Annotated in this window: 13 protein-coding genes and 1 pseudogene; 6 read left to right on the top strand and 8 right to left on the bottom strand. The window is 72.7% G+C overall.

Features of this window, described 5'->3' with window-relative positions:
* Positions 1 to 156: 156 nt before the first annotated feature.
* Positions 157 to 2,076: an N-acetylmuramoyl-L-alanine amidase gene (locus STTU_RS02740; protein ID WP_007819601.1), complete on the bottom strand. Its 1,920-nt coding sequence runs from the start codon at positions 2,074 to 2,076 to the stop codon at positions 157 to 159.
* A 284-nt stretch (positions 2,077 to 2,360) separates the two neighbouring features.
* On the bottom strand, positions 2,361 to 3,635 hold the full coding sequence (locus STTU_RS02745) for a helix-turn-helix transcriptional regulator (RefSeq protein ID WP_007819603.1): 1,275 nt from the start codon (positions 3,633 to 3,635) through the stop codon (positions 2,361 to 2,363).
* A 108-nt stretch (positions 3,636 to 3,743) separates the two neighbouring features.
* Here STTU_RS02745 and STTU_RS02750 point away from each other — a divergent pair, with 108 nt between their 5' ends.
* Positions 3,744 to 4,166, top strand: a complete 423-nt coding sequence (locus STTU_RS02750) for a VOC family protein (RefSeq protein ID WP_043253899.1) — start codon at positions 3,744 to 3,746, stop codon at positions 4,164 to 4,166.
* A gap of 10 nt (positions 4,167 to 4,176) precedes the next feature.
* Complete coding sequence (locus tag STTU_RS02755) at positions 4,177 to 4,485, top strand: hypothetical protein (RefSeq protein WP_007819606.1); 309 nt, start codon at positions 4,177 to 4,179, stop codon at positions 4,483 to 4,485.
* A 56-nt stretch (positions 4,486 to 4,541) separates the two neighbouring features.
* Here the strand turns inward: STTU_RS02755 and STTU_RS02760 are convergent, their stop codons facing one another.
* Positions 4,542 to 5,081 (bottom strand): DUF4232 domain-containing protein, encoded by a 540-nt coding sequence (locus tag STTU_RS02760; protein ID WP_007819610.1) that lies wholly within the window; start codon positions 5,079 to 5,081, stop codon positions 4,542 to 4,544.
* 868 nt (positions 5,082 to 5,949) lie between these two features.
* Between STTU_RS02760 and STTU_RS02765 the strand changes: the two genes are divergently transcribed.
* Entirely contained in the window at positions 5,950 to 6,516 is a 567-nt protein-coding gene (locus STTU_RS02765) for a type 1 glutamine amidotransferase domain-containing protein (protein WP_007819614.1), read from the top strand.
* 66 nt (positions 6,517 to 6,582) lie between these two features.
* The gene (locus STTU_RS35825) at positions 6,583 to 6,711 is read left to right on the top strand and encodes an LPFR motif small protein (protein ID WP_252120220.1); all 129 of its coding nucleotides are present in this window, start codon (positions 6,583 to 6,585) and stop codon (positions 6,709 to 6,711) included.
* A gap of 366 nt (positions 6,712 to 7,077) precedes the next feature.
* Here the strand turns inward: STTU_RS35825 and STTU_RS35165 are convergent, their stop codons facing one another.
* Together STTU_RS35165 and STTU_RS35170 are read right to left on the bottom strand one after the other, a co-directional pair.
* Positions 7,078 to 7,314: a cupin domain-containing protein gene (locus STTU_RS35165; protein WP_007819618.1), complete on the bottom strand. Its 237-nt coding sequence runs from the start codon at positions 7,312 to 7,314 to the stop codon at positions 7,078 to 7,080.
* A gap of 199 nt (positions 7,315 to 7,513) precedes the next feature.
* Positions 7,514 to 7,654, bottom strand: a pseudogene (locus STTU_RS35170) (helix-turn-helix domain-containing protein); the annotation flags it as partial.
* A gap of 40 nt (positions 7,655 to 7,694) precedes the next feature.
* Here STTU_RS35170 and STTU_RS02775 point away from each other — a divergent pair.
* Positions 7,695 to 8,042 (top strand): monooxygenase, encoded by a 348-nt coding sequence (locus tag STTU_RS02775; RefSeq protein WP_043253901.1) that lies wholly within the window; start codon positions 7,695 to 7,697, stop codon positions 8,040 to 8,042.
* An 877-nt stretch (positions 8,043 to 8,919) separates the two neighbouring features.
* Here the strand turns inward: STTU_RS02775 and STTU_RS02785 are convergent.
* Both STTU_RS02785 and STTU_RS02790 read right to left on the bottom strand, forming a co-directional pair.
* The gene (locus tag STTU_RS02785; protein ID WP_043253903.1) at positions 8,920 to 9,672 is read right to left on the bottom strand and encodes an SDR family NAD(P)-dependent oxidoreductase; all 753 of its coding nucleotides are present in this window, start codon (positions 9,670 to 9,672) and stop codon (positions 8,920 to 8,922) included.
* Positions 9,669 to 9,986, bottom strand: coding sequence for a hypothetical protein (locus STTU_RS02790; RefSeq protein ID WP_007819625.1), 318 nt, complete (start codon positions 9,984 to 9,986; stop codon positions 9,669 to 9,671). Before STTU_RS02790 ends, STTU_RS02785 begins: the two co-directional genes overlap by 4 nt.
* Positions 9,987 to 10,057: 71 nt before the next feature.
* On the opposite strand from STTU_RS02790, the gene STTU_RS02795 reads away from it, so the two are divergent.
* Positions 10,058 to 10,891: a LysR family transcriptional regulator gene (locus STTU_RS02795; protein ID WP_007819628.1), complete on the top strand. Its 834-nt coding sequence runs from the start codon at positions 10,058 to 10,060 to the stop codon at positions 10,889 to 10,891.
* Between the two features lie 419 nt (positions 10,892 to 11,310).
* Here the strand turns inward: STTU_RS02795 and STTU_RS02800 are convergent, their stop codons facing one another.
* Positions 11,311 to 12,321, bottom strand: a complete 1,011-nt coding sequence (locus STTU_RS02800) for an AraC family transcriptional regulator (RefSeq protein WP_007819629.1) — start codon at positions 12,319 to 12,321, stop codon at positions 11,311 to 11,313.
* Positions 12,322 to 12,351: the final 30 nt, after the last annotated feature.

A 12,351-nucleotide genomic window follows, 5' to 3' on the forward strand; every position in this document is an offset into this window, starting at 1 on the left:
GGGGGCGTCTTGAGCGCACGCCGCCGCGGAATGCGCCGGATGCCACCGCTCCGCCGCCGGACCGCGCCGGCCACCGATCCTCTCCGCACAGCCGGAAGCGCCCGGAGCCTTGTGCTCCGGGCGCTTCCTCGTACTCCCGCTGGGGAGCGCGACGCGTCAGCAGGCCGGAGTCGCCGTGACGTCCGCCGAATTGACGTAGATGGTGCGGTGGTTGAACTGGACCTGGTAGTACGTGCGGCTGCCCGTGACCACCTCGCCGCCCGACGTGAAGTAGTCGTCGGCCGGGGTCGGCGGCTGGTCGGCCACGTACGCCTGGCCGACCGGAATGCCGTAGTTCGCCGCCGTGAGCGGCTTCTGCGTCGACGGGGAGAGGCCCGCCGGGTACTCGGACGCCTCCGGGTACGCCTGACCGTAGACCGGAGCGGCCGTGGTGCCACGGGCCTTGATGACCTTCACGCCCTTGGCCGGGATCGTGTTCCTGCCGCCCGGGTTGTGGATCCAGCCTTTCTGGCCGCCGTACCAGATCGCCGTCCAGTCGCCCTCGCGGCCCGCGACCACGAACTGCTGGCCGGCCTGGACGCGGTCGCTCCAGTCGCTGATCGCGTCCGTGCCCGCCTGGTCACCGGGGTGGACGACCGGGTCGAGGAAGAGCGGCGCGTCGGCGGCCGGAGCGGTGCGCACGAAGAGGGAGTTGGAGGGCTGCGGCACCTTCGCGCACGCCGGAGTGGCGCCCGAGGGGTCGTCCGCCGGGCACACCGTGTACGTCTGCTCCGCGCTCGTGCCGAACTGCGGCGCGATCGTCACCACGGAGCCGGCCTTGCCGACGCCGCGCGTACCCGCGTCGGTCGGGGCGCCGAGGAGCCGCATGAAGCGGTTCCAGTCCCAGGCCGTGCCCTTGTCCCAGTGCTGCGCCGCGAGGTTGGAGTCGAGGGAGCCCGGCACGTTGTCGTGGCCGAGGACGTGCTGGCGGTCGAGCGGCACGTCGTACCGCTCCGCCAGGTACTTCACCAGCTCGGCGGTCCGCTGGTAGACGGCGTCCGTGTACCAGTCGGCGCCGCGCGCGGTGAAGCCCGCCTGCTCGATCGAGACCGAGTGCAGGTTGTAGTGGTAGTTCCCGACGGCGAAGGCGAGGTCCTTGTTCGCCATCAGCTGGGTGGTCGTGCCGTCGGTGTCCATCAGGTAGTGCGCGCCCGAGACCGCGCCCGGCGCGGAGAGCGACTGCTTGGCGCTCGCGAAGGAGCCCTCGGCCGTGTGCAGGACGATGCGGTCGATCGCGATACCGTTCGCGGGCCGGTCGGAGACCTGGCCGTTGGCGGCGATCGGCACCGGGTCGAACGCGCAGCTCAGCGAGGCCGGGCACTCCGCGTCCGGAGCCGCCGCCGTCGTGCGGAGCTTGAGCCCGGCCGGCCGCCCGACGGCCGGACGCGCGGACGGGTCCGCCGCGAGCCGCACGGTGTTGCCGTCGGCCTGCCGCAGGCTCGCCCCGGACCTGATGGTCCGGAAAACGTTGTCAACGTAGCCGCGCGCGGCCTTCTCGTCCTTCAGGCCGCTGTACTCGGCCACGGCGCCCGTCCAGTCGGCCGGGTCCTTCGACGCCTCGGCCCTCAGGGACTTCTGGTACGAGGCCAGCAGCGCCGCCGCGCCGTCGAGGTTCGCGCGGCGGTCCGTCCGGAGCCTGGCGGCCGGGATGCCGGTGAGCTTCGCGGCCTTCCGCAACGTGTGCAGCTCGGGCTTGTCGACCATGGCGGCGAGGTCCGCGCGTCCCCCGGCCCCCGCGTCACCGTCGACGAGCATGTCCGCCGTCACGTCGGTGAGGTCCGCGAGCCCGTAACCGCCGCTCTCGCTGTACCCCTTGTGCCACCGCCAGCCCGACTCCTCGTGCGTGACGGCCATCAGTACGGACGTGGGCACGCCGTACGAGGCCGCCGCCGCCGCGAAGTCGGCCTGGAGGCCCCCGTCGTGAGGGGGTGCGCCCTGTGCCTGGGCCGGAGCGGGCAGGAACGCGAGCGTTCCCGCCGCGACGGCGCCGGCGGCGACGGCCTGGGTGAGCCACCGCTTGGACTTCCGTTCGTGCAAGATCCTTCTCTCCGTCCGAATATGCGCCCTGCCACCGACGACAGGGTGCGGGAGGCATGCGTCGCGGAGGACGCCGTGTCCCGGGAAACGGTTCCGCGCCGCGCCGGGTTTTTGGATCTTGGTCGTCCGTCGTCCCTCGTCCGTCGCCCGTCGCCCGTCGCCGTCGCCGTCGCCGTCGTCCGGATGAGGGAGGGACGTGGTGCGGAACGGCGGCGAACCCCGTCCCTGGGTGCCGTCCGTCGGCCGTACCTCGCACGCGGGGTGACCGGTCGGCCCGGCGCCGCTCATCCGTCCTGTTCCGGCTCCGGTTCCGTGGTGTGCGCGGCACGGGAGGCGCGCGCCGCGAGTGTGGCGAAGGCGGCGGCGAGGCGCGGCGGGCCGATGACCTCCATCTCGGCGTCGAAGCGGGCGAAGGCGGCGGCCAGCCCGGCCCAGGACCAGGACCCGAGGGCGAGCCGGCAGCGGTCCGGGCCCAGCTCCTCCACGATCCCGTCCCCGGCGAACGGGGCGACCTCGGCGGCCGGGAGACGCAGGACGACCTCGCCGTGGCAGGGCCAGTCCGCGGTGCTCCCGTCGTTCCCCCGGAACCGGCTGGTGATGAACGCGGCGGTGCTGCCGCCGGGGAGTTCGCGCGGGGTGAAGCGGGGCCCGGTGGGGGTACGGGGGCGGATGCGGGCGACGCGGAAGACCCGCCAGTCGGCGCGGTCGAGGTCCCAGGCCACGAGGTACCAGCGGTGTCGGCGGGTGACGAGGTGGTGGGGCCGCACACGGCGGGGCGGTTCCGGGTCGAGGCGGGGACCGGCGGGGGCCGGAGGTGTGGGCTCCCGGGGTCCGGTCTCCCCGGCGGGGACGGGTACGGCCCCCTCGGCCGGGGCAAGCTCGCCGACCGGTGACGCCTCGTCGGCATCGGCCGGGGCGGGCGCGCCGACCGGTGACGCCTCGTCGGCATCGGCCGGGGCGGGCGCGCCGACCGGTGACGCCTCGTCGGCCACTGTCCCCGGAGCGCCCCCGGCGGCCGGTGCGGCCTCCCCGGCGGTGGCGGCCCCGGGGCCCCTTCCGGCCGTGGGTACCGGCAGCGGCACGTAGTCGAAGCGCAGTTCCTCCCGCGCCTGGATGACGCGGCTCAGCTCCAGGAGGACCCTCGGGTCGGCCGGCGGGGAGTCGCGGGCGGTGGGCGGCTCGACGGCGGTGACGCGGAGCAGGTCGACGCTCCGGCGCAGGCGGGGCGGCATGACCTGGCGGAGCGTGGTCAGGGCGCGGGCGGCGTCCTCGGCGACCGAGGCGTCGGCGGCTGCCGTGCGCAGGGCGACGGCGAGGGCGACCACCTGCCCGTCGTCGAAGAGCATGGGCGGCATCTGCGCACCCGCCTCCAGGCGGTAGCCGCCGGCCGGTCCTTTGACGGTGGCGATGCGGTAGCCCAGCTCGCGCAGCCGGTCCACGTCCCGGCGCACGGTGCGTGAGGTGACGTCGAGACGTTGCGCGAGGGCGTCGCCCGACCAGTCGCGGTGCGCCTGGAGGAGGGAAAGGAGCGCCAGCAGCCGGGAGGAGGTTTTCTGCATGGCGCCCATCCTCCCCGCAGTACAGGACACACCCTGTCCTGTACCCCCGCCAAGGTGGTCCCCGAGCCGTTCGCACGAGCGGCGCACCACCGAGGCAAGGAGCGGATCATGTCCGTCACGACCACCACGCACCTGAACTTCCGGGGCGAGGCGCGCGCCGCGCTCGACTACTACCGGTCGGTCTTCGGCGGCCACCTCGTCGCGGTCACGTACCGGGACGCGGGCGCTGTCGGCGAGGAGAAGGAGGCCGACTGGGTGATGTGGGGGCAGGTGACGGGCGAGAACGGCTTCCACGTCATGGCGTACGACGTGCCCTCGGCCCTCCCGTTCGACCGGGGCGAGAACCCGTTCTTCGTCTCCGTGCGCGGCGCGGACACCGAGGAGATCAGCGCCCTGTGGGCCGGGCTCGCCGCGGGCTCGACGCTCGTGCGCGAGCTGGGCCCCGCGCCGTGGGCGCCGCTGTACGGAATGCTCACGGACCGCTTCGGCGTCACGTGGGTCCTGGACGTCACCGCGCCGTACGAGGGCTGACGCGTCGCCCGTGCGGCCGGGGGCGGCGCCCCTCCCCCGGCCGCACGCGGCGTCACGTACGGCCGACGCCGCTCACGTCACGTACAGCACACGCCCACCCGACGTCACCGCCGCCGTCATCGGGCCGCGCACGCTCGACCAGCTCGACGGCCTCCTGGCAGGCGCCGGGCTCACGCCGGACGGCGAGGTCCTCGACCGCATCCGCGCAGTCGTCCCGCCCGGCACCGGGGTCGGCCCGCTCGACGTCTCGTACGTACCGCCCGCTCTCCGCCGCGCGGAACCGCGCCGTCGACCGGCGGACACGCGCGCGGCGGCGTGAGACGTGGCACTTCGCGCGCGGCCCGTCGGCTGCGGGGGTTCAGGTTGCCTTCCGGCTCAGAACCCGACCGGGTTGAGGAAGGTGCCCGGGTGGGTGGCTCCGTCCTGCTTGAGGATCTGGCCGCCGAAGGGCCACTTGAGGGTGAAGTGGGTGGTCTCGTCGGGCGGCGTCACGAGGAACTTCGCCGGGACGAACTTCTCCTTCGCGGCGGTCGACTTGGCCACCGGGAGGAGGTTCACGCTGAAGTCGGTGGTGTCGCCCTTGCCGAGCGTGATCTTCGTGGGCTTCCGCGAGGAGCGGACCAGCGACCACGTGCCGTCGGTCTTCTGCGCGCCGACCATGTCCACGCCCGGGAAGCCGTAGAGGGTGCACGCGCGCGTGCTCTTGTTGGTGAACCAGATGAACGCCTGCGTCTGGCTGTTGACCTTGTCCATCTCGGGTGCCGCGTCCCCACCGGTGGCGAAACCGGCCTTCAGGTCGGCGGTGTGACAACGGGTCGGCGCGGCCTTCGCGGAGGCGGCGAGGGCGGGCGTGGCGGTGGCGAGGCCGGCGGCTGCCACGGCGGTCAGGGCGACGAGGGCGCGGGTGGTCTTCACGAGATGCTGACTTCCTTCGTGCTCGGTACGGCGTGCCTTCTCACATGCGCGCCTGATGCACGTCCAGACGCACGTGGAGGAGCAAGCGGTTGCCGGGACGAAGGATTTCCCGGTCGATCGACCATCCTTCCAAGGCCAGGATGCGGGAGCGTCGATCGCCGCCCGGGAGGAGTCCAAAGCGTCCGCATCGCGGAGTTCGGTGAGGAGGAGGGCGTGGGTGGTTTTCTCCGCCCTCACGCCGGGACCGCTCCCGACGCCCGTACGCGGCTGGGACACCTTCCGGCCTTCGGCGCCCACTCCTCCGCGAAGCGGCCACACCTGCCGGGCAGCGGCCCGCAGCCTGACAAGCCCCGGGGTGGGCGGCGCGCGAGGACGAGGGCGGAAGCGATCGCCGCCGCCCCGCGCGCGGCCCGTACCGTCGCCGCGCGGCTTCGTCCACGCTGCGGCTCGGTTCGCCTCATCCCGCTGCGCGCCCTGGCGGTCGGCTCGTCGCGTACGCCGGGGGGGCGGCCTGCCGCCTGTCAGCGATCGCGCGGAGTGGCGAGGGTCCCTCTGGCGCGCGTCTCGGTCACACCCCTTGTCCAGTTGTCCAGGTGTCCGATCCGCGCTCACGCGCTCCGAGTGCCGACGGCGCTCAGGGCCAGTCGCCATGGTGAGCCCTCCTGGCCCGTGCCGCATCTGGGCGGGTGGCCGGGCCGGGGCTCGGGCGGCTCCCGGTCGCGGCGGGCGGCCGGACGGCGTGCACTGGAGGTGCAACGGGAGTGTGACCCGCGCCGTAGCGAGCAACCGGGAGGAGAGCCCCCAAGGCCAGGCCGCTCGGTCCGGGCGACATTGCTGGGGCACCACCTCGTCGGAAGGAAGGCGCATCATGGCTGACCGGCCCCTGAACGGACATCGCGTACTGGCCCTCGTGACCAATTACGGAGTCGAGCAGGACGAACTCCTGGTGCCGCTCAAGCGGCTGCGGGAGGACGGCGCGGACGTGACCGTGGCCGCCGCCGAGGCGGAGCCCGTACAGACCCTGGTGGGCGACAAGGACCCGGGCGAGGTGGTGGAGCCCGACGCCACCTTCGATGTCGTCGACCCCGGCGACCACCAGCTCCTGCTGCTGCCCGGCGGCACCCTCAACGCCGACCAGCTGCGCCTGGACGACAAGGCGCTCGCCCTGGTCAAGGCGTTCGCGTCCTCGGGTCGCCCGATCGCCGCCATCTGCCACGGCCCCTGGGCCCTCGTGGAGGCCGACCTCGTCCGGGGCAAGACCCTGACCTCCTACCCGTCGCTGCGCACCGACATCCTCAACGCGGGAGCGGCGTCCTGGGTCGACAAGTCCGTCGTCAGCGACAGCGAGGGCGGCTACACCCTGGTCACCTCCCGCACACCCGACGACCTCGACGACTTCCTCGGCGCCGTCGGCAAGGCCCTGGTCGGCTCCTGAACCGCCGCAAGCGGCCGACAGGCCCGTCCCGTACAGCCGCTCCCACCACCCCCATGAGGAGACACCATGTTCAAGGCCATCGCGGACGTACTGCGCTCGATCGGTAGCGCCGTCGCCACCGTCGTCACCCTCCCCTTCCGTGCCGTCGCCCGACTCTTCGGCGGCGCCTCCGACAGCGCACGCGGGCGGCACTGACGGCGAGGGCATCCGCCGGCTCAGGCACTCCGGGCCCCTTACCGCGCCTCCTCGGTGGGCTCCTCGATATCAGTCGAGGTACGGCCGCCCGCAGCCTGACGAGCGGACCTGCCAGGCCGGCTGGGCGGTGCCGGTGCCGTGGGCCAGCCCTCGTACGAGCTGCCCGAGCGCAAGCGCTCGGTGTCGCCTCAGCCCGCGACAAGAGGTTCCGGAGCGCTTCGGCCCGGTCATCGTCTTCCTTGGTGGGGTGGGTGGGCATGGGAGGCCGAACCGGCCGGCGGTGACGACGGGATCGCGGTGGCTTTGCCCACAGCCTGACGGCGACCAGCTCCTGACCGTCGGCGATCACCGGCCCTCCGGGCCTCGTCAGAAGGAGGCCGGGGTCATGGCCCCGACGATGACGGCAGGCCGGGTTCCCTTGTTGTGGAAACGGTGCGGCACCGAGGCGTCGTAGGTGATCGCGTCGCCGGCCTCCAGGACGGATTCCTTGCCGCCGACGGTGACGTGCGGGGCTCCCTCCAGGAGCAGCATCACCTCCTCGCCCTCGTGCCGGTGCGGCGCGAGGGCGTTGCTGTACCCCGGCGGGATCTCGGCGCGCATCATGCCGAGGCGGCCGTGCAGGAGAGAGGGTGAGCAGCTCGTAGACCAGCCCCTCGTCGCTCAGTGAAAGCCGTCGGCGGCCCCCCGCCCGCACGACCGCTGCGGGCTCCCAGGCAATCTCGCTGCCGTCGAAGAAGGCCCCCACGGGCACCCGCAGCGCGTCGGCGAGCTTGATCAGGGTCGTGTATGAGGGATTGCCGGCCCCCCGTTCGATCTGGCTCACGAGTCCCTGGCTCACGCCCGCCGCCGCGGCGAGGGCCGAGATCGTGAGACCGGCGCGGGCGCGCAGCGCGGACAGTCGTCGCCCGAGTCCGTCCGTGCCCCTTTCGTCGGCTTCGGCCACGGTGCCGCCCTCCTCGTCCTGATCAACGAAGTGGTGAGACGTGTATGACCCCCTTCCCCCGACCTCCCCGTCCGACGAGACCTCCTGGCTCGTCCAGGTCGACTTTCCCTCCGAGGGCCCTTTCGGCGCTGAGACGGCCGCGGCGTACGAAGAACTGGCACACACCATCACGCGCGAGCCCGGCTTCGTCCGGAAGCTGTGGACGGAGAGCCCGGAAACCCAGGAGGCAGGCGGCGTCTACGTCTTCCGCACCGAGAAGGACGCACGGACCTACCTCGACAAGCACACCGCTCGGCTCGGCGCCTGGGGGATGTCAGGCATCCGGGGCCGGATCTTCCGCGTCAACCCCGTGCTCTCGCGTATCACGCGCGGACCCCAGGTGGGCTGAGCGTGCCGAGGCGGCTCCCGGCCGACGCGCAGGGCGGCCCAACATCCTCAAGGCCCGGGATAGCAGCGGGCGACCGGTACTTGCCGTGGCGGTGGAAGACCATGGAGCTGTAGCCCCGCACGGGCCGCGATGTCACCGACTGGGGGCCGGACATCGCGATCCCGGCGGTGCTCCCGTCGAAGACGGTCCCCGACGGCGGGCTCGTCATCCACCACCAGGGAGCCTGGACTTCGGAGCGGTTCGTGGGGGCCGCCGGTCGCGGGTGCCGTCTGGAGGATGTCGCCGCCCGCCAGACGCCCAGCTATGGGGCCCTCGATGTCCGCACGCGATAGGTCACGACGTGCGCCCTGCCGTATGGGGCGCGCCGCGCTCTGCTCCCGACCGTCGTGGCCGCCGCTCCGGGCCGCGGCGACCACCCACGACCGGAGGTCGTGACCGCGTGGATGACGAGCATCGGGCCGGCTCTGCGCGAAAGCCCGTCGCGCCGGCACCGTCGACCCCGTCATGACCGACTGCCGGGAACCGCCCTCGTGACCCCGGGCGCCCCTTCGTCCTCCTGGCCGAGAGGCGACCGAGCGCTCGCAGCGACTGCCCGCCGCGCTCGCCGTCGAACTCCGTCGTCTGCCTCTCGGGCACGACACCGGCGCCGCTCACGCCCCCGGCACCCGGCGCCTCACCGACGGCGCAGCCGTGGTGAGGGTTCTCGCGGGCACCACGCGGTAGGCCACGCCACCCCCACCCGCCTACGCAACTGCCCTCGGAGCGCCCAGCCCATGCCGCCCCTGAAAAGGCGGGCGGTGACGGGTGGCCGTCCGCGGCCTCACTCCTCTCGTCCTCGGCCTCGGACGGCGCGCAGCGTGTGGGCGTCTTCGTGCGGTCATGTGCGGCGTCCGCCGTCGACCGACAGGGTGGTTCCGGTGATGTAGGAGGCTTCGTCCGAGCACAGCCAGACGGCGGCATCGGCGATTTCGTCCGGGGTGGCGAGTCGGTCGAGCGGGGTCAGTTCCTGGTGCCGGGCGATCATGCCGGTGCCCTCGGTGGCCCGGTCCAGATGCGCGGTGCGGGTCATCCCGGGGGCGACCGCGTTGACCCGGATGCCGTCAACGGCGTAGTCGACGGCGGCAGCCTTCGTCAGTCCGACGACGCCGTGCTTGCCGGCCACGTATGCCGGGGACAGCGGGATGGCGTGCAGGCCGCCGCCGGAGGCGATGTTGACGATCGCTCCGCCCCCGGCCCGGCGCAGTGCGGGAATCTCGTGCTTGAGGCAGAAGAACGTGCCGGTCAGGTTGATCCGCAGCACGCGGTCCCACTCCTGCGCCCGCATCCCGGTCAGCTGCTGGCCGCTCGACGGGACGCCCGCGTTGTTGACCGCCACATCCAGCTGCCCGAACTCGGCGACCGTACGGCCGATCGCCCACCGGACGGAGTCCTCGTCGGCGATGTCGACCCGGGCGGCGATCGCCCGCCCGCCTGCCTCGGTGATCTCCTCGGCTGTCCCGTACGCCGCCGCCTCGTCCAGGTCGAGGACCGCCACCGCCGCCCGGCGGCGGGCGAGACCGGAGGCGATCGCCCGCCCGATCCCGCTGCCCGCCCCGGTGACCAGGCCGACCCTGTCGGTGAAGTCGCTCACGCCAGCACCTCGTGGTTCGCCCACGCCGCCTTGAACGGGTAGCGGGCGCGCCACGTGCTGAAGACCTCGCCGACCTCCGGCGCGGCGAACAGGGCCCCGAGCGCCTCCAGATCGGCGGCGCCGAGCTGGACGACGGCGGTCGCGATGAACGCCGGAATCCGCTCCTCTCCGGGGACCGGGATGTGACGCTGTGCGGCGAACGTCTGGAGCACGCCGGTGCCCTTCGCGGCCTTTTCGAGGTCCGCGAGATACTGGTTCAGGTCGGCGTCGGGAATCGGTTCGGTGAACTGGACGAACATGGTGTGCTGCATCATGACCCCATAGGAACACCGGTTACCCGGCCACGTCCAAGATCTCTTCTACGAAGGTTCGATAACCTGCAGGAATGGATCTGTTGGAGGTAAGGGAGCTGCGGTACTTCGTCACCGTCGCCGAGGAGCTGCACTTCGGCCGCGCCGCGGACAGGCTCGCCGTCGCGCAGCCAGCCCTGTCGAAGACCGTCAAACGCATCGAGTCCCGGCTGGGCGTCACGCTCTTCGACCGCACCAGCCGCAGCGTCGTACTGACGCCCGCCGGAACGGCCCTGCTGGAGCACGGCCGACATGCGCTGAACGCGATGACAGTCGCCGTGCGGAACACCCAACGCGCCGCCGACGACGCACCGCTCAGATTCGTGATCAAACCCGGAGGGGACGCGAACCTGCTCTCCGGAATCCTCGCCGCGTACGCGGAGCAGCCCGGTGCCCGGCGGGTCGACATCCTCTTCAGTGGCGCCACTGACCGCACCGATCATCTTCTCGACGGGCGCGCCGACGCGGGCCTGCTCTACACCCCGTTCGACGACCTCGGCGGACTGACCGGCGAGACCCTCCACGTCGAGGACCGCGTGGCCGTCCTCCCCGAAAACCACCGGCTCGCCGGACGCGACAGCATCTCCCTGGGCGACCTCCGCGACGAGGTCTTCCCGCGGTGGGCGGGGGTCCCCGGCGGCGGGAGCGGCCCGGAGATCGCCAATGCCAGCGAACTCACCGCTCTGGTGAGGATCGGCCGCGTCGTCGCGGTACTGCCTCGCTCACTCGTCACGCCCGTGGCGCCGGGCCTCGTGTGCATCCCCGTTCCCGACGCGGGGCCGAGCCGGATCGTCATCGCCCGCAGGGCCGACGACCGGCGCGAGCACGTCACCCTGCTGATCGCCGCCGCATCACGACGGCTCGGCTGAGTACGCCCACAGCCGGCCCTCCTCGCTCACGCTCCCCGGTCGAGGAGACTGACACGACGAGCGAGCGGCGGGCCGGGGCCGGCCGTGGCCTCGGTCCTGATCTTTTGGGTGCGCCGGAAGCGGGACTCGGCGCGGGTGCGGGCACCTTCGTTCCCGCGAAGCGGCAGTGGCCGCTCCCACCGAGCCGGCCTTGAGCGACGCGGGCGTGGGTGACGCCGGGGAAGCGCGCCCACGCCTGGACAGTGGCCCGACCGGCCGACGACGGGCGGGCCACTGCCGCGCATACTCCAGCCGAACCGGCCGTACCGGCGTCCGGGGCCGATGTCCCCGCGCTGCCTCGCATGGTCAGCAGGTGGACGAGCCCGTCACGGTCTCCATCGCCGTCCGGGACGGCGGGCACCACCCCGGTGGACAGCGAGCTACTCATCAGCCTTAGCCTGCTCGCTCCCGGGAGGCACCACGGTCCTGGCTCGGCGTCGATGGTCGCTGGGAGTCATGCCGTGAGTCGCCTTGAACGCGCGCGTGAAGACGGATGCCTGGGGTATTCCGCAGCGGGCGGCCACTACGTGTACGGGCAGGTCGTGCAAGGCGGGGTCGGCGAGATCACGGTACGCCTTGGCCAGGCGCTGTCGGCGGATGAAGGCGGCCAGCGTCTCGCCCTGGCTGTCCCGGGTGAACTCCCGGTGGAGGTAGCTGAGGGAGACATGGTGGGCGGCGGCAACCACGGACGGCGTCAGGTCGGGGTGGTGCAGGTTCTGGTGGATGAACGACTTGACGCGGTGGAGCATGACCGCCTGCCGCGTCTGCGGGGGCAGCGAGCCTTCGATGTCGAGTTCGCCGGCCAGCCATGCCGACAGGAGGTCGACCGTGGCGGTGCTCAGGCGTGCCGCTTCACCGGGCCGCAGCAGGGCCGCCTGAGCGGCCAGGCCGGTCAGGAACGTGGCGAGCAGTACTCCCGCGCCCCGGTCGGCGGGAAGCGCCCGGCCGAGCAAAGGACGGACGCGACGGGCGGGAAGCGGCAGCATCGACATGGGCAGGTCGACACCGACGCCGTCGACGTGGGCGCGCTCGCCGCTCGCGCCGGGCTCGCCGCGGAAACGGGCATCGTACGGTTGCGGACTCGCTACCAGGTGCAGGTTCCCCGCGGTCAGTGGCTGTGGTGCACCGCCGGTCTCCACCAGGCCGCTTCCGGAGGTGAGGAGCGTCAAGTGGTAGAGCTCCTGGTCGCAGCGACGGATCATCCGCTGGGTGCGCCTGACCTGGATCGAGGGGAACGAGGTCTTGAGGACGGAGACCGGCCCCACCTGGGTCTGGTGTACGACCGCCGTGAAGGTGTCGGCGTGGTCGCTGGTCAGCTCGGCCGCGCGGGTGTGCCGCATCGTCTCGCGCCACTGCTCGAAGGACTCGCTACCAGTCGTCCCGGCCTGCATGGCATCCCCGCTGATCCGGCTGCCCGACGG

The sequence above is a fragment of the Streptomyces sp. Tu6071 genome (genome assembly GCF_000213055.1).
GTDB lineage: Bacteria > Actinomycetota > Actinomycetes > Streptomycetales > Streptomycetaceae > Streptomyces > Streptomyces evansiae.

What these genes read in the sequence shown, in the direction of transcription:
- STTU_RS02765 (WP_007819614.1), top strand. Translation starts at nt 5,950, where the DNA reads ATGGCTGACCGGCCCCTGAACGGACATCGCGTACTGGCCCTCGTGACC.
- STTU_RS35825 (WP_252120220.1), top strand. Translation starts at nt 6,583, where the DNA reads ATGTTCAAGGCCATCGCGGACGTACTGCGCTCGATCGGTAGCGCCGTC.
- STTU_RS02745 (WP_007819603.1), bottom strand. Translation starts at nt 3,635, where the DNA reads ATGCAGAAAACCTCCTCCCGGCTGCTGGCGCTCCTTTCCCTCCTCCAG.
- STTU_RS02790 (WP_007819625.1), bottom strand. Translation starts at nt 9,986, where the DNA reads ATGATGCAGCACACCATGTTCGTCCAGTTCACCGAACCGATTCCCGAC.
- STTU_RS02750 (WP_043253899.1), top strand. Translation starts at nt 3,744, where the DNA reads ATGTCCGTCACGACCACCACGCACCTGAACTTCCGGGGCGAGGCGCGC.
- STTU_RS35165 (WP_007819618.1), bottom strand. Translation starts at nt 7,314, where the DNA reads ATGATGCGCGCCGAGATCCCGCCGGGGTACAGCAACGCCCTCGCGCCG.
- STTU_RS02795 (WP_007819628.1), top strand. Translation starts at nt 10,058, where the DNA reads ATGGATCTGTTGGAGGTAAGGGAGCTGCGGTACTTCGTCACCGTCGCC.
- STTU_RS02800 (WP_007819629.1), bottom strand. Translation starts at nt 12,321, where the DNA reads ATGCAGGCCGGGACGACTGGTAGCGAGTCCTTCGAGCAGTGGCGCGAG.